General features: G+C 72.3%; 13 protein-coding genes. 9 read left to right on the top strand and 4 right to left on the bottom strand.

Annotated elements, in window-relative coordinates:
- Positions 1 to 22: 22 nt before the first annotated feature.
- From ACH9EU_RS02910 to ACH9EU_RS02930, 5 genes are read left to right on the top strand one after another with little or no spacing between them, the layout of a single operon-like run.
- Positions 23 to 727: an NUDIX hydrolase gene (locus tag ACH9EU_RS02910; RefSeq protein WP_396412432.1), complete on the top strand. Its 705-nt coding sequence runs from the start codon at positions 23 to 25 to the stop codon at positions 725 to 727.
- Positions 724 to 2,019, top strand: coding sequence for a quinolinate synthase NadA (nadA, locus tag ACH9EU_RS02915; protein WP_396412433.1), 1,296 nt, complete (start codon positions 724 to 726; stop codon positions 2,017 to 2,019). Before ACH9EU_RS02910 ends, nadA begins: the two co-directional genes overlap by 4 nt.
- The gene (gene nadB, locus ACH9EU_RS02920) at positions 2,016 to 3,767 is read left to right on the top strand and encodes an L-aspartate oxidase (protein ID WP_396412434.1); all 1,752 of its coding nucleotides are present in this window, start codon (positions 2,016 to 2,018) and stop codon (positions 3,765 to 3,767) included. Before nadA ends, nadB begins: the two co-directional genes overlap by 4 nt.
- A complete protein-coding gene (gene nadC / locus ACH9EU_RS02925; protein WP_396412435.1) occupies positions 3,761 to 4,768 on the top strand; it encodes a carboxylating nicotinate-nucleotide diphosphorylase in 1,008 nt (335 codons plus the stop codon). The genes nadB and nadC overlap by 7 nt, the downstream gene beginning before the upstream one ends.
- Before the next feature lie 2 nt (positions 4,769 to 4,770).
- Complete coding sequence (locus ACH9EU_RS02930) at positions 4,771 to 5,940, top strand: aminotransferase class V-fold PLP-dependent enzyme (RefSeq protein WP_396412436.1); 1,170 nt, start codon at positions 4,771 to 4,773, stop codon at positions 5,938 to 5,940.
- 21 nt (positions 5,941 to 5,961) lie between these two features.
- On the opposite strand, the gene ACH9EU_RS02935 is transcribed toward ACH9EU_RS02930, so the two are convergent.
- The 4 genes from ACH9EU_RS02935 to ACH9EU_RS02950 form a co-directional block, all read right to left on the bottom strand.
- The gene (locus ACH9EU_RS02935; RefSeq protein WP_396412437.1) at positions 5,962 to 6,489 is read right to left on the bottom strand and encodes a hypothetical protein; all 528 of its coding nucleotides are present in this window, start codon (positions 6,487 to 6,489) and stop codon (positions 5,962 to 5,964) included.
- A gap of 155 nt (positions 6,490 to 6,644) precedes the next feature.
- Complete coding sequence (locus tag ACH9EU_RS02940; RefSeq protein WP_396412438.1) at positions 6,645 to 8,402, bottom strand: aryl-sulfate sulfotransferase; 1,758 nt, start codon at positions 8,400 to 8,402, stop codon at positions 6,645 to 6,647.
- 163 nt (positions 8,403 to 8,565) lie between these two features.
- Positions 8,566 to 10,083, bottom strand: coding sequence for a long-chain-fatty-acid--CoA ligase (locus ACH9EU_RS02945; protein WP_396412439.1), 1,518 nt, complete (start codon positions 10,081 to 10,083; stop codon positions 8,566 to 8,568).
- Positions 10,084 to 10,230: 147 nt separating this feature from the next.
- The gene (locus ACH9EU_RS02950) at positions 10,231 to 10,689 is read right to left on the bottom strand and encodes a MarR family transcriptional regulator (protein WP_396412440.1); all 459 of its coding nucleotides are present in this window, start codon (positions 10,687 to 10,689) and stop codon (positions 10,231 to 10,233) included.
- Positions 10,690 to 10,920: 231 nt separating this feature from the next.
- Between ACH9EU_RS02950 and ACH9EU_RS02955 the strand changes: the two genes are divergently transcribed.
- The 4 genes from ACH9EU_RS02955 (at position 10,921) to ACH9EU_RS02970 (ending at position 14,533) form a co-directional block, all read left to right on the top strand.
- Positions 10,921 to 11,886: an SDR family oxidoreductase gene (locus tag ACH9EU_RS02955; RefSeq protein WP_396412441.1), complete on the top strand. Its 966-nt coding sequence runs from the start codon at positions 10,921 to 10,923 to the stop codon at positions 11,884 to 11,886.
- A gap of 27 nt (positions 11,887 to 11,913) precedes the next feature.
- Positions 11,914 to 12,801 (top strand): amidohydrolase family protein, encoded by an 888-nt coding sequence (locus ACH9EU_RS02960; RefSeq protein ID WP_396412442.1) that lies wholly within the window; start codon positions 11,914 to 11,916, stop codon positions 12,799 to 12,801.
- Positions 12,798 to 13,994, top strand: a complete 1,197-nt coding sequence (locus tag ACH9EU_RS02965) for an acyl-CoA dehydrogenase family protein (RefSeq protein ID WP_396412443.1) — start codon at positions 12,798 to 12,800, stop codon at positions 13,992 to 13,994. Before ACH9EU_RS02960 ends, ACH9EU_RS02965 begins: the two co-directional genes overlap by 4 nt.
- Positions 13,995 to 14,056: 62 nt before the next feature.
- Positions 14,057 to 14,533 (top strand): MaoC/PaaZ C-terminal domain-containing protein, encoded by a 477-nt coding sequence (locus tag ACH9EU_RS02970; protein ID WP_396412444.1) that lies wholly within the window; start codon positions 14,057 to 14,059, stop codon positions 14,531 to 14,533.
- Positions 14,534 to 14,538 lie beyond the last annotated feature (5 nt).

Consider the following 14,538-nt stretch of genomic DNA (forward strand, 5'->3'; position numbering starts at 1 on the left):
TACGAGCTACCGGGAGGTGACGATGAACGGACAGACCGTGGCCCTGGCCGTGTCCACCGTCATCTTCGCCGCCCGGGACACCGGTCCGGACGGCCGCAAGGAGCTCTGGGTCCCGCTGGTGCGCCGCATCCGCGAACCCTTCGGGGGGATGTGGGCGCTTCCCGGCGGACCCCTGCTGGAGGACGAGGACCTCGAGGCCTCCGCCGCCCGCGCCCTGCAGCTGACCACCGGCCTGCACCCGGGCTACCTCGAGCAGCTCTACGCGTTCGGGGGGCTCACCCGGTCGGCGAACGCCGACGAGCGCGTCGTCTCCATCGTCTACTGGGCCTCGATCCGCGCCGACCAGACCTCCGACCTCCACGCCGACCTCAACGTCGCGTGGATGCGGGTCTCCGAGCTGCCGCCCCTGGCCTTCGACCACAGCGACATCGTGGAGTACGCGCTGTACCGGCTGCGCAACAAGGTCATCTACAGCCGGGTCGCCTACTCGTTCCTCGGCGAGACCTTCACCCTCGCCGAGCTGCGGGAGGTCCACGAGGCCATCCTCGGCACCCCGCTGGACCCGGCCAACTTCCGGCGCCACGTCCTGGCGTCCGGCGCCGTTCTCGACACCGGCACCCGCCTGGAGGGCACGCCCCACCGCCCTCCCCGCCTCTACCGCTACAACACCGACCTCGACCTCGCCGACCTCTTCCCGGCCGGCCGCACCACCCAGGAGAAGCCATGACCTCCGTCGCCACCCGCATCGAGCTGCTGAGCGCACCGCCCGCGAACCTGCCCGGCACCGCGCCGGCCACGAGCACGTGCAGCACCGACCTCGCCACGGACCCCTGGGACTTCGCGCCCACCGTGTCCGCCGGCTACGGTCCCGGCGCGTCCGAGGACGACGCCGTCCCCACCGGCTCACCCGCCCAGCCGGTCATTCCCGAGGAGTACCAGCGGGCGTCCGCCGAGGAGCTGGACCGGCGGATCACCGCATCCAAGGAGACCCTGGGCGAGCGCGCAGTGGTGCTCGGCCACTTCTACCAGCGGGACGAGATCGTCAAGCACGCCGACTTCCTGGGCGACTCCTTCCAGCTGGCCCGCGCCGCGAGGTCCAAGCCGGAGGCCGAGGCCATCGTGTTCTGCGGCGTGCACTTCATGGCCGAGACCGCCGACATCCTCTCCGGCAGCCACCAGTCGGTGATCCTGCCCAACCTCGCCGCCGGGTGCTCCATGGCGGACATGGCCGACGAGGACTCCGTCGAGGAGGCCTGGGAGCAGCTCATGGACCTCCTCGGCGAGACCACCGAGGACGGTCTCCAGACCGTCCTGCCCGTCACGTACATGAACTCCTCCGCCGCGCTCAAGGCCTTCTGCGGCCGCCACGGCGGGATCGTGTGCACCTCCTCCAACGCCGCCACGGTCCTCGAGTGGGCCTTCGAGCGGGGTCAGCGCGTGCTCTTCTTCCCGGACCAGCACCTGGGCCGCAACACCGCGAAGGCCATGGGCATCCCGCTCGAGCAGATGCCGATGTGGAACCCGCGCAAGGACCTGGGCGGCAACACCGCGCAGGACCTGCAGGACGCCAAGGTGATCCTGTGGCACGGCTTCTGCTCCGTGCACCGCCGCTTCACCGTGGCGCAGATCGAGCAGGCCCGCGCCGAGCACCCCGGTGTCCGCGTGATCGTGCACCCCGAGTGCCCCATGCCCGTCGTGGACGCCGCCGACGAGAACGGCTCGACCGACTACATCCGGAAGGCGATCGAGGCGGCCGAACCCGGCAGCACCTTCGCGATCGGCACCGAGATCAACATGGTCAACCGGCTCGCGGACGAGCACCCGGAGCACACCATCTTCTGCCTCGACCCGGTGATCTGCCCGTGCTCCACCATGTACCGGATCCACCCCGGCTACCTCGCCTGGGTCCTCGAGGAGCTCGTGGCCGGCCGGGTGATCAACCAGATCACGGTCGACACGGAGACCGCCGGCGACGCCGAGGTGGCCCTCGAGCGCATGCTGGCGGCGCTGCCGCGGTGAGCACGCACCTGGGAGCGCAGGCCGGCACGAGGCCGGGGGCGCCCGTCCGTGCCGTGGTGGTGGGCGGCGGCATCGCCGGGCTCACCACCGCCCTGCGGGCCGTCCGCCGCGGCCTCGACGTGGTGCTGCTGAGCAAGGACGCCCTCGACGAGGCGAACACGACCTACGCCCAGGGCGGCATCGCCGCCATGACCGCCGCGCTGCCCGGCGGCCAGGCCCGCGACTCGGTGGACCTGCACGTGCGCGACACCCTCGTGGCCGGGGCCGGGACGTGCGACGACGACGTCGTGCGCGTGCTCGTGCGGGACTCGGCCGCCGCGATCACCGAGCTCGTGGAGCACGGTGTCGGCTTCGACCGCACGGGCGGAGCGGGCTCCCCCTGGGTCGAGGGACTCGAGGGAGCCCACTCCGTGCCCCGGATCCTGCACGCCGGCGGGGACGCCACCGGCCGCGAGATCCAGCGGGCCCTCGTGAGCGCCGCGCTGGCGGCCGAGGCCGACGGCCGGCTGAGCATCCTGCGCGGGACCATGCTCGCCGACCTGCTGCTGACCCCCGACGGCCGGGTGGCCGGCGCCCTCGTGGTGGACGCTGCGGGCGGCCCGGTCCGCCCGCTGCCCGCCGACGCCGTGGTGCTCGCCACCGGCGGCGCGGGGCAGCTCTACCCCCACACCACGAACCCCCGGGTGGCAACCGGCGACGGCATCGCCGCGGCGCTGCGCGCCGGCGCAGCCGTGGCGGACCTCGAGTTCGTCCAGTTCCACCCCACCGCCCTGGCGGTGCCCGGGTGCTTCCTCGTCTCCGAGGCTGTCCGCGGCGAGGGCGCCGTCCTGCGCGACGGCACGGGCCGGCGCTTCCTCGAGGAGGTGCACCCGCTCGCGGACCTGGCCCCGCGGGACGTCGTGGCCCGCGAGAACTTCCGCCGTTCGCTCGCCCAGGGAAGCCCCGTGCTGCTGGACTGCACCGGAATGGCCAGGGAGGGCGTGGCCGGGGACGGGACGACCGCGGAATTCCTGGCCCGGCGCTTCCCCACGATCGACGCCGCCGTCCGGGCGCACGGCATCGACTGGTCCCGGGAGCCGGTGCCGGTCACGCCGGCGGCTCACTACGTCATGGGCGGCGTGGCGACCGACGACCGCGGGCGAACCGGTGTGCGCGGGCTCTACGCCGTGGGCGAGTGCGCGGCCACCGGAGTGCACGGCGCCAACCGCCTGGCCTCCAACTCGCTGCTGGAGGGCGCGGTGTTCGGCGCGCGCACCGCCGACGTCCTCGCCGCCGACCTCCGCCGTCCCGTGGCCGGCACCGCCCGCCTCGTGGTGCGCGGCGCCGAGCCCGGCCTCCTGGCCGCTCCGTCCGAGCAGGGCGCCGACTTCGACCGCGGGACGTTCCAGGCCGCGATGTGGGCCGGTGCCGGCGTGCTGCGGGACCGCGCCGGACTCGAGGCGCTGGACCGCCACCTGGCCGGGCTGCGCACCCCGGCCGCACGCCCGGTCCCCGGGGCACCCGCCCCGGCCCGCGCCGAGCTCGAGAACCGGAACCTGCTGACCGTGGGTCGCGCCGTGGTCGCCGCCGCGCTCCACCGCACCGAGTCCCGGGGCGCCCACTTCCGCGAGGACTTCCCGGCACCCGACCCGGAGCAGGCCCGCCGCACCGCCTGGCGCCTCGAGCGGGCCGTCGCCCCGACGCTCGACTCCCGCACCACCGGCACATATGCCGTCAACGACATGTTCGAGAGGATCCCCGCATGCTGACCCGAGCCGCCATCACCGAGGTCGTGGAACGAGGGCTCGTGGAGGATGCCCCCTGGGGGGACATCACCTCGGAGCACCTCATCCCCGCCGACGCCTCGGCCCGGGCGGAGCTCGTCGCCCGGGAGGCCGGGGTGTTCTCCGGCGGGCAGGTCTTCGCGGCCACGTTCGCCGCGGTGGACCCCGCCGTGACCGTGGAGATGGTCGAGCAGGACGGCGAGCGCTTCGAGGCCGGGGACACCCTCGCCGTGGTGACCGGCCCCGCCCGCGCCGTGCTGACGGGCGAGCGCGTCGCCCTGAACCTGACCCAGCGGATGTGCGGCATCGCGACCCTCACCGCCCGCTACGTCGCCGCCGTCGAGGAGACGGTCGCCCGCGTCGAGAAGGCCGCGGACCTCCCCTACGGCACGATCACCCGCACCCGCGTGGCCGACACCCGCAAGACGACCCCGGGCCTGCGCGTCCTCGAGAAGCACGCCGTGCGCAGCGGAGGCGGGCACAACCACCGGCACTCCCTCTCGGACGCCGTCATGGCCAAGGACAACCACCTGGCCCTGCTCACGGCCGACGGCACCGACGTGACGGGCGCGCTGCGGCAGCTCCGCCGTCGCCTGCCGCACACTGTGCACCTCGAGGTCGAGGTCGACCGGCTCGACCAGATCGAGGCCGTGCTCGCCGGCGGGGCGGACACGGTGATGCTCGACAACTTCTCGGTGGACGACCTCGTGAGCGGGGTCGCGATCATCGACGGCCGCGCGACCGTCGAGGCCTCCGGCGGCGTGAGCCTGGAGACCGTCGGCGAGATCGCCGCGACGGGTGTGGACGTCATCTCGGTGGGCGCGCTCACCCACTCGGCGCGCAGCCTGGACCTGGGACTCGACATCGCGCTCGGCGCGGCACCCGGCACATCGCCCAGCACATCGCCCGGTACAGCGACCGGGGACGACGGCGCTCCCGCCGCCGGGCCGGCCACCGGCTCCGGTCCCCACCCCGCGGGAGGCTGACGGTGCTCTACCTCGACACGGCCGCGACCTCGCCGGTGCGCCGCGAGGTCCTCGAGGCCATGTGGCCGTACATGACGCAGGAGTTCGGGAACGCCGCGAGCCACCACGAGGCCGGCCGGCGTGCGCTGGCCGGCCTCGACCGGGCGCGGGAGACGGTCGCCGCCGTGCTCAACTGCCGGCCGGCCGAGGTGATCTTCACGTCCGGCGGGACCGAGGCGGACAATCTCGCCGTCAAGGGCATCGCCCTGGGCCGTCGCGACCGCGACCCCGCGCTGCGGCACGTCGTCACGAGCGCCGTGGAGCACCACGCCGTGCTGGACTCCGCGCGCGACCTGGCGCGCTGGGACGGCTTCGAGGCCACCGAGCTCGGCGTCTCCGGCGAGGGCCTGGTGGACCCCGGAACGCTGGCGGGGGCTGTTCGTCCGGACACCGCAGTGGTATCCGTGATGTATGCGAACAACGAGACGGGTGCGGTCCAGGAGATCGCCGACATGGCTGCGGTGGCTCGGGCGCGGAACGTCCCGTTCCATACGGATGCGGTCCAGGCAGCCGGGTCGCTGGATCTGGACGTACAAGCGCTCCACGTGGCGGCGCTGAGCCTGGCCGGTCACAAGATCGGGGCACCCAAGGGCGTCGGCGTGCTCTACCTGCGCCGCGGCACTCCCCTGCGGCCGCTGCTCAGCGGGGGCGGGCACGAGCGCGGACGCCGCTCCGGGACCTCGGACGTGGCCGGGGCCGTCGGTCTCGCCACGGCCCTGCGGATCGCCGCCGAGGAGCGGGAGAGCCGCACGGCACGGGTGGCGGCCCAGCGGGACCGCCTGATCGGCGGCATCCTCTCCGCCGTGCCCTCCGCGATCCTGACCGGGCCGGACCCCCGGCGAGCCCCGGGGTCGCGGCTGCCCGGCAACGCGTCCTTCTGCTTCCCCGGCGTCAACGGCGAGACGGTCCTGGTGGACCTCGAGGCCCGGGGCCTGCTCGTCTCCTCGGGCTCGGCGTGCTCGGCCGGGGACACCGAGCCCTCCCACGTGCTGACCGCCATGGGGTTCCCCCCCGAGGTCGCCACCACCGCCGTGCGCTTCACGCTCCCGGCCGACATCACCGAGCAGCAGGTGGACGCCGTCGTCGAGGCGACGCGCGACGTCGTCGGGCGGCTGAACGGACGGAACACTTGAGCGGCCCGAACGCCTGAGCGCTCAGGGCATCGGCACCGGGTGCTGGAGGCCCCCGTGCACGGCCATCAGGACGGTTCCACCGGTCGTCTCGACGGTCTGCGCGCTTCCCGGGGCCAGCGTCCACGGCCCGGGCGGGCACGAGTTCGGGGCCGGTCCCTCCGGAGCGGCGCTCGAGGCGCCGGTGCCGTCGAAGCCCTCCAGCCGGAAGCCGACGACCGTGCCCCACCACAGGACCTTCGGCGAGGCCGCGATCCCCCGGGACTCGGTGACCAGCAGATCCGTCCGCTGCGACAGCACCGTGGAGGTCCCGGTGTCGACACAGTCCCAGGTCATCTCGGTCACCGATCCGGTCTCGGCCACGAACTGCAGTGCGGCCGCGTTGGCCTGCAGCGTGGCTCCGTCCCAGCCCGTCGCGGCCTGGACGTCGGCGCCGGACACGAAGCCGGTCCCGTCGTCGTGCAGCGCCGAGACCGGCCAGACCGGGCCGGACAGCCCGATCGTCGCCCCCACCGCCGCCAGAGCGGCCAGGACCGCGATCAACCTCTGCATGTGCTCCCCGTCGTCCGATCCCCGGAGCGGCCCCCACGACCGCCTTCCCGAACGCTAATGCACGAGCGGGGGCGGGAGGCGGACCGTGACTGATCTGTGACCCCGGGCCGACCTGGGGCGACATCTTCAGGTCAGGTGACGCGGAGCCCGTGCGCCTATTCCGTCCCGAACCAGAAGTCCTCGAAGGTGTACTTGAGCACCCGGTAGACCAACAGCTCCTCGGTGTCGACGGTGTACTGCGCCAGCAGCGTGCCGTCGTCGTCGTACTCCCCGAAGACCTTGGCCATCCCGGAGGCCACCACCAGGTTGCCGTCGTGGCGCTGCGCGCTGCTGACGATGGACGAGTAGGGGACCTCGAACTCGTCCACGAGCTCGTACGTGCGCGCCCGCTCGTCCACGAGGTACCGGCGCACCCGCGAGACGTCGCCGTCCTCGCCGGTGAACGACGTCGACGCGCCCGCCGGAATCTCCCCCTCGTAGTCCGGACGGCTGCGCATCTGCCAGAAGTTGTTGTCGAACAGCTCCACCCAGTGGCGCCCGTCCCCGAGGGACTCGTCCCGGACGCCGACGACCGTGTGCTGGCCCCCGTGGTCCGGGAAGTCACCCCGCTTCTCGAGAGCCAGGTGCTCGTAGTCGCTGCCCTTCCACACATCGTCCTCGCCCAGCAGGTAGGCGACGGTCGGCTCCCCACGGAAGTCGTCCACGGTGATGACCGAGGAGGTCTCCCGGGCACTGAGCACCAGCGAGTCCTCGTCGAGGAGGTCGACGGAGTTGAAGTGCAGCCAGTCCATGTCCTTCTCCTCGTCGTCCTCGCCCCACGCCCACTCGACGGTCTGCTCCTTGTACGAGCCCATGAGGTCGTCGAAGTCCAGCAGCACCCGGGACTCGCCCGTCCCGAGGTCGAGCACGGCCACGACGTCCTCGACGCTGTCCTTGGACCCGTCGTCGACCAGCAGGATCGCCTCACCGGCGCCGGTGAGCACGAAGTCGTGGTGCATCTTGAGGCCGTCCAGCTCGTGGATCCGCACGGCCCGCCCCAGGGGGTCGATCTGCGCGAGGGTGGACAGGTCCACGGGGACCACCATGGTGCCGTCGTGGAACTCGATGCGGTCCGCGCGGTAGCTCCGGCCCGTGATCTCCCCGCGGACCGTGCCGGAGTTGTCGACCAGCAGGTTGGAGCCCTTGCTGCCGTCCAGGCCGGAGAGCACGAACAGGCCCTCGGTGAGCTCCCGGGCGTCCGCCTCCCCGCCGGATCGCTCGAGCGTGCCGGGGTGGCCCGACCGCGCCGCCGGAGCGGTGAGGCGGACCTCGTGCTCGACCGGCGCCGACCCGTCCGCAGGGCGGAAGCTCGTCGTCACCGTGTTCTCCGCGCCGGGGACCACGCCGACGAGCTGGGTCTCGAAGACGCCCGGATCGGCGGACGCGTCGACCGCCGTCCGGGTCCAGTCCTCCGTGCCGGGAGCGGAGACCGTGTAGGTCAGGGTTCCGTCCTGCGGGGTGGCGAACCGGGCCCAGATGCCCGTGGTGCTCGTCCCGTAGGGATTCAGCACCAGCAGCGGGGCGTCCGGGGCGGGCTCCTCCTCCGCGGCGAGCTCCGCGAGGGTGTCGGCGACCGCCTGCTGCACCTCGGCGTCGTACGGGTCCACCGCGCCCTCGTTCGACGAGTCCAGGACGGTCCGGCGCACCGCTCCGTCCGAGCCCGGGACGGGCTCCAGCGACACGCCGGCGAACTCGCCCGGGGGCGAGGGGGCCTCCGACGTCGCCCGGTCCTCGTCCGGGGTCGCCCCGGTCCGGGCCTCCGGAGCCGGCGGCGGGGCCGGGTCGACGCCGCAGGAGGACAGGGCCAGGGACGCCGCCACGAGAACGGCAGCGGTGCGCAGACCTGCACGGGAGGATCCGGGAGTCGGGGACATCGTGCGCTCCTGCGGGGTCGGCGGCTTCGTCCCGGCCGCCGGACGTGCCGGCGGCTCGCGGTGGGGACAGACTACCCGCGCGCCCCCGCCGTCGTCCTGCCTTCGTACCGCCGCCGTACCGCCGCTGTCCGGCCTCCGCGGGCGTCCCCGGGGCCCGCCCGCGTCAGCGGGCGATCTCGTCCCGCAGGACGTTCTTGCGGATCTTGCCCGAGGCCGTCCGGGGCATCTCCGCCACCAGGGTCAGGGTCTTGGGGATCTTGTACCGGGCGAGCCGTCCGGCCAGGTGCTCCTGGAGCCTCTCCGCCGTGAGCTCGGCCCCGTCCCGGGGGACGACGACGGCGTGCGGCACCTCGCCCCACTTCTCGTCCGGCACGCCGATCACCGCCACCGCGGCGACCTCCGGCAGCTCGAGGATCAGCGCCTCGACCTCGGCCGGGTACACGTTCTCCCCTCCGGAGATGATCATGTCCTTGATCCGGTCGGAGACGAACAGGTAGCCGTCCTCGTCCAGGTAGCCCATGTCCCCGGAGTGGAACCACTCGCCCTCGAAGGAGTCCGCGGCGTCCGGGCGGTTCCAGTACCGCCCGATGACGTTGGGCCCGGAGAGGAGGATCTCGCCCTGCTCGCCGGGACCCAGCGGCTCCCCCGCGGGGTCCACGATGCGCACGTCGGAGAAGAAGTGCGGCAGGCCCGAGGAGCCGGCCTTCTCCCGGGACCTGGACGCGGGCAGGTTGGTGGCCCCCGGGGAGGTCTCGGTCATGCCGTAGCTGGCCGTGAACGCCAGGCCCCGGTCCTCGTAGGCGTCCAGGACCCGCATCGGCACGGCCGAGCCGCCGCACGTGAGCTTGCGCAGGGAGCCCAGGTCCGTGGATCCCCAGTCCGGGTGCTCGCACAGCAGCTGGTACGTGGTCGGCACGCCCGACAGCCACGTGACCCGGTGCTGCTCGATGAGCCGCAGCACGCGGCCGGGCTCGAACTTGGACTCCAGCACGAGCGTCGCGCCCTTGAGCAGGGTGGGCAGCACGCCCATGCCGAGGGAGGCCACGTGGAACATCGGGGAGATCATCAGGGCGACCTCGTCCGCCGCCACGTCGTAGTCGACGAGCACGTTGAAGCAGTTCCAGGTGAAGTTGCCGTGGGTCAGGCACGCGCCCTTGGGCCGGCCCGTGGTTCCGGAGGTGTAGAGGATGACCGCGAGGTCGTCCAGGGTCACCGGGACGTCCTGGGTCCAGGGCTCCGCCGCGGCGATCACGGACTCCAGCGTGGGCGTCCCGTCGGCGGACTCCTCGGCCACGACCCAGCGGGTCACGTCCGCCAGCTCCCGGGCGGCGGGCTCCGCGAGGCCGGTCAGGGCGGCGTCGTGGACGAGCGCGGACACCCCCGCGTCCTCCAGCTGGTAGCGGATCTCCGGCACGGCCAGCCGCGTGTTGAGGGGGACGAGCACCGCTCCGAGGATGCCCGCGGCGAACATCGTCTCGAGGTATGCCGGGCTGTTCTCCCCGAGGAAGCCCACCCTGTCGCCGGGTCCGACGCCCCGGCCGGACAGCGCCGTGGCGAGGCGGTGCGAGCGGTCGTGCAGCTCCCGGTAGGTCAGCGTCCGCTCGCCGTGCACCACGGCGACCTTCGGCCCGGACTTCTCGAGCCTCCGGACCAGCCAGGATCCGATTCCCTGATTGCGCATGCGGTCGCCTCCTCAGGCGTCGAGCCAGTAGTCTTCAAACCCAATAGTTGAAAAATTCTACTATCTTTCGCCCAGGATAGAGAGATCTGGCTCACATTGTCCAGGGTGCCCGGCCGACCGGGAGCCCTGCCGGCAGCACGGGAGGGACTAGAAGGCCACCTTGCGCAGCAGCCGGGACAGCTCCTGCCGCTCCTCGTCCGAGAGGGGCGAGAGCGACTCCGACGTCGACACCCCCACCAGCGCCTTGGCCTGCGCGTACAGGTTCCGGCCGGCCGGGGTGGGTGCGATGACCTTCGAACGCCGGTCGCGCGGATCGGTGCGGCGCTCCACCGCCCCGCGCCGCTCCAGCTCGTCGAGGATCGCCACGATCTGGCTCGGGTCCAGCACGAGGAACTGGCTGAGCTCGCGCTGGGTGAGCCGCTCCTCGCCGCAGGCCAGGGCCAGCACCGAGTAGTGCCGCACCTTGAGGTCCAGCTCCGCGAGCTGCTTGTTGGCCGCCGAGGAGCCCGTCGAGGCGGCACGGGCCATGAGGAACACCGGTTCCGCCGTCAGGTCGGTCCCGAGGAGCCGCTCGAGACCGGCAGGGGGATCGGGGGATGGGGTCATGACGTCGCTCCTCAAGCCGGGGGTCCCAGTCTACGGAACCCGTGACCCCAGCATAGATGGACTTTCTTAACCATTGACATTATCAACGAATACCGGTGGAATGATGAGGAGACCACGGGAAGGTGACGGCCGTCACCCCGCCCCGCCCACAGAGACCGACCCCGAGACCGACCCCGAGACCGACCCCGAGACCGACCCCGAGACCGACCCCGAGACCGAAGGAGCACTTCCATGGCACAGGACAGCACCCCCTCCGAGAGCACCGCCCCCCTGACCGGCAAGGTCGCCGTCGTCACCGGTTCCGGTCAGGGCCTGGGCCTGGCCTACGCCCAGGAGCTCGCCCGTCAGGGCGCCGACATCGTCGTCAACGACGTCGACCAGGAGGTCGCCGACCGCGCCGTGGCCGCCATCACCGCCGCCGGCGGACGGGCCGTGGCCGTCGTCGCGCCGGTGGGCTCCACCGCGACCGCGACCGCGCTCGTGCAGGGCGCCGTGGACGCGTTCGGGCGCCTGGACATCCTCGTCACCAACGCCGGGGTGCTGCGCGACAAGTCCCTGCTGAAGATGACCGACGAGGACTTCGACCTCGTCGTCCAGGTGCACCTGCGCGGGACCTTCACCTGCGTGCGCGAGGCGTTCCGGTGGTTCAAGGACAACGAGGTCGCCGGTCGGATCATCACCATCGGCTCCCCCACCGGCCAGTACGGCAACTTCGGCCAGACCAACTACGCCGCCGCCAAGGCCGGGATCGTGGGCATGGTCCGCACCTGGGCCCTGGAGATGAAGAAGGCCGGCGTCACCGCCAACGCCGTCATCCCCGTCGCGGCCACCGCCATGACCGAGACCATCCCGTTCTTCCGCTCCGCCGTCGAGGCCGACCGCCGGGGTGAGCCCATGCCCGACTTCTTCCGCAAGGACCTCGGCTTCGGCAACGCCGCCGACGTCGCGGGCCTGATCGCCTACCTCGCCTCCGACGACGCCGCCGGCATCACCGGCCAGGCCATCGGCGCCGGCGGGGACCGGCTGCAGGTGTTCAGCCACCCGCGCCCGGTGGTCACCGAGTACCGCGACGGCGGATGGACCTTCCAGGCCCTGCGCCAGGAGTTCCCGGCCATCATCGAGGGCAACCTCCAGCCGGTGGGCGAGAAGCTGCCCCCGCTGCCCGAGGAGCTCAAGTCCGAGTCCGCCGCGCAGTAGACCGCCCCACCACCCAGGAGGACCACCATGGCCTACGAATACGGTCTCGACCTCGCGTCCCTGGACGCGATCGACATGCACGTCCACATCGAGTGCTCCGACCACGGGCACCCGTCCCTGCCCGCAGCACTCACCGAGGCCTCCGCCAAGTACTTCAAGAGCGAGGACCGTTCCCCGTCCCTGGACACCATCGCCGCCCGCTACCGCGAATGGAACATGGCCGCGGTGGTCTTCACCGTGGACGCGACCACCGCCCTGGGCCACGAGCCGAACTCGATCGAGGAGATCGCCGCCGGCGCGGCCCGGAACAACGACGTGCTCATCCCCTTCGGCTCCGTGGACCCCCACCAGGGGACCGCGGCGGTGGAGCGGGCGAAGAAGCTCGTGGAGGGCCACGGCGTCAAGGGGTTCAAGTTCCACCCCTCCCTGCAGGGCTTCGACCCCTCGGACCGGACGTTCTACCCCCTCTACGAGGCGATCCAGGCCCTGGGCGTGCCCGCCCTGTTCCACACCGGGCAGAACGGCATGGGCGCGGGCCTGCCCGGCGGGGGCGGCATCAAGCTCGCCTACTCCAACCCGCTGCTGCTGGACGCCGTCGCCGCGGACTTCCCGCAGCTGCAGGTCATCATGGCCCACCCCTCGGTGCCGTGGCAGGAGGAGGCCAACTCCATCGCCACCCACAAGGCCAACGTGTGGATCGACCTCTCGGGCTGGTCCCCGAAGTACTTCCCCGAGTCACTGGTGAAGGCCTCCAACCGGATGCTCCAGGACAAGGTGCTCTTCGGCACCGACTACCCGCTGATCACCCCGCAGAAGTGGCTCGGGGACTTCCAGCACCAGTCCTTCACCGACGAGGTGCGCCCCAAGATCCTCAAGGACAACGCCGTGCGCCTGCTCGGCCTGGACCGGGCATGAGCGCGGCCGCGGAGGGCGCCCGGCTGTACCCCGACTGCGACCCGTACGGGATCGAGGGGAAACTGACCGAGGCGGAGAAGGCCCCGCTGCGCCGGCTCCGCCGGGTGCTCGAGGACGAGGCGCGGCCCCTGCTCGCCGAGTACTGGGAGGCGGGCGAGTTCCCGTACCAGATCGCCCCCGCCCTGTACGGCCTGGACCTCATGGCCCCGCCCGAGCTCACCGCCGAGGGCGGGGCTCCCCGCTCGCTCTACCACGGGTTCCGGATCTTCGAGCTGGCCCGCACCGACGCGTCGATCGCCACGTTCTACACCGCCCAGGCCGGGCTGTTCCGCACGGCCTGCCGGGTGGGCGGGACGCCCGAGCAGTTCGCCGAGTGGGACCCGGGCATCCGCTCCTTCGGGATGACCGGCGTGTTCTGCCTGACGGAGCCGGAGCACGGCTCCGACATCGCCGGCGGCCTGGCCACCACCGCCCGCCGCGAGGGCGAGGGGTGGGTGCTCAACGGCGCCAAGCGCTGGATCGGGGGCGCCTTCACCGCCGACTACCTGGCCGTCTTCGCCCGCGACGAGGCCGACGGGCAGGTCAAGGGTTTCCTGGTGGACCGCGAGGCCCCCGGGGTGCGCCTGGAGAAGATCCACGGCAAGACCTCCCTGCGCATGATGCAGAACGCGGACATCCGCCTCGACGACGCCCGCGTGCCCGAGTCCCAGCGGCTCGGCAACGTGAACTCGTTCAAGGACGTCGCGGCCATGCTGCGCGCCATGCGCTCCGACGTCGCGTGGATCGCCACCGGCATCCAGGCCGGAGCCTACGAGGCCGCCCTGCGCTACGTGCGGGCCCGCGAGCAGTTCGGGCGCCCGATCGCCGGCTTCCAGTTGGTCCAGGAGAAGCTGGCCCGCATGCTCGGCAACGTCACGGCGTCGCTGACCATGGTCGCCGGTCTCGCCGAGCGCCAGGAGGAGGGCGTCTACCGGGACGAGGACTCCGCCCTGGCGAAGATGTGGATCAGCCTCCGCATGCGCGAGACCGTGGCGCTGGCCCGCGAGCTCGTGGGCGGCAACGGCATCACCCTGGCCCACGACGTCGCCCGGTTCCACGCCGACGCCGAGGCCGTGTACTCCTACGAGGGCACCCACGAGATCAACGCGCTCGTGGTCGGCCGCTCGATCACCGGCACCGGGGCGTTCGTCTGAACGCCGACCGGCCCGCCCGCTCCACCAGTACCGACCGACCCACAGCACACGAAGGACATGCCATGACCACCGCACAGAGCCAGCCCCGGACCGTCGTCGCCTTCGACGAGGTCAAGAACCTGATCGGCACCGACCTCGGCCACTCCGCCTGGCGGGAGATCACCCAGGAGCAGGTCAACACCTTCGCCGACGCCACCGACGACCACCAGTGGATCCACGTCGACCCCGAGCGCGCCAAGGACGGCCCGTTCGGCGCCCCGATCGCCCACGGCTTCCTCACCCTGTCCCTGCTCATCCCCATGTGGTCCGAGCTCTTCGACGTGACCGGGGTGAAGACCAAGGTCAACTACGGCCTCGACAAGGTCCGCTTCACCTCTCCCGTCACGGTGGGCTCGCGCATCCGGATGACCGTGACCATCACCGACGTGCAGGAGGTCAAGGGCAACGGCCTGCACCTGGTGGCCGACGGGACCATCGAGATCGAAGGTCAGGAGCGGCCCGCCGTCGTCGCGACTTTCCTCAACCGCTTCTACGCCTGAGCCGC

The sequence above is a fragment of the Kocuria rhizosphaerae genome (assembly GCF_044462265.1).
Classification (GTDB): Bacteria; Actinomycetota; Actinomycetes; order Actinomycetales; family Micrococcaceae; genus Kocuria; species Kocuria rhizosphaerae.

Excerpts from the sequence above, each read along its gene's own strand:
- ACH9EU_RS02970 (WP_396412444.1), top strand. The coding sequence starts at position 14,057 with ATGACCACCGCACAGAGCCAGCCCCGGACCGTCGTCGCCTTCGACGAG.
- ACH9EU_RS02935 (WP_396412437.1), bottom strand. The coding sequence starts at position 6,489 with ATGCAGAGGTTGATCGCGGTCCTGGCCGCTCTGGCGGCGGTGGGGGCG.
- nadC (WP_396412435.1), top strand. The coding sequence starts at position 3,761 with ATGCTGACCCGAGCCGCCATCACCGAGGTCGTGGAACGAGGGCTCGTG.
- ACH9EU_RS02950 (WP_396412440.1), bottom strand. The coding sequence starts at position 10,689 with ATGACCCCATCCCCCGATCCCCCTGCCGGTCTCGAGCGGCTCCTCGGG.
- ACH9EU_RS02960 (WP_396412442.1), top strand. The coding sequence starts at position 11,914 with ATGGCCTACGAATACGGTCTCGACCTCGCGTCCCTGGACGCGATCGAC.
- nadA (WP_396412433.1), top strand. The coding sequence starts at position 724 with ATGACCTCCGTCGCCACCCGCATCGAGCTGCTGAGCGCACCGCCCGCG.
- ACH9EU_RS02940 (WP_396412438.1), bottom strand. The coding sequence starts at position 8,402 with ATGTCCCCGACTCCCGGATCCTCCCGTGCAGGTCTGCGCACCGCTGCC.
- ACH9EU_RS02945 (WP_396412439.1), bottom strand. The coding sequence starts at position 10,083 with ATGCGCAATCAGGGAATCGGATCCTGGCTGGTCCGGAGGCTCGAGAAG.
- ACH9EU_RS02965 (WP_396412443.1), top strand. The coding sequence starts at position 12,798 with ATGAGCGCGGCCGCGGAGGGCGCCCGGCTGTACCCCGACTGCGACCCG.
- ACH9EU_RS02910 (WP_396412432.1), top strand. The coding sequence starts at position 23 with ATGAACGGACAGACCGTGGCCCTGGCCGTGTCCACCGTCATCTTCGCC.
- ACH9EU_RS02955 (WP_396412441.1), top strand. The coding sequence starts at position 10,921 with ATGGCACAGGACAGCACCCCCTCCGAGAGCACCGCCCCCCTGACCGGC.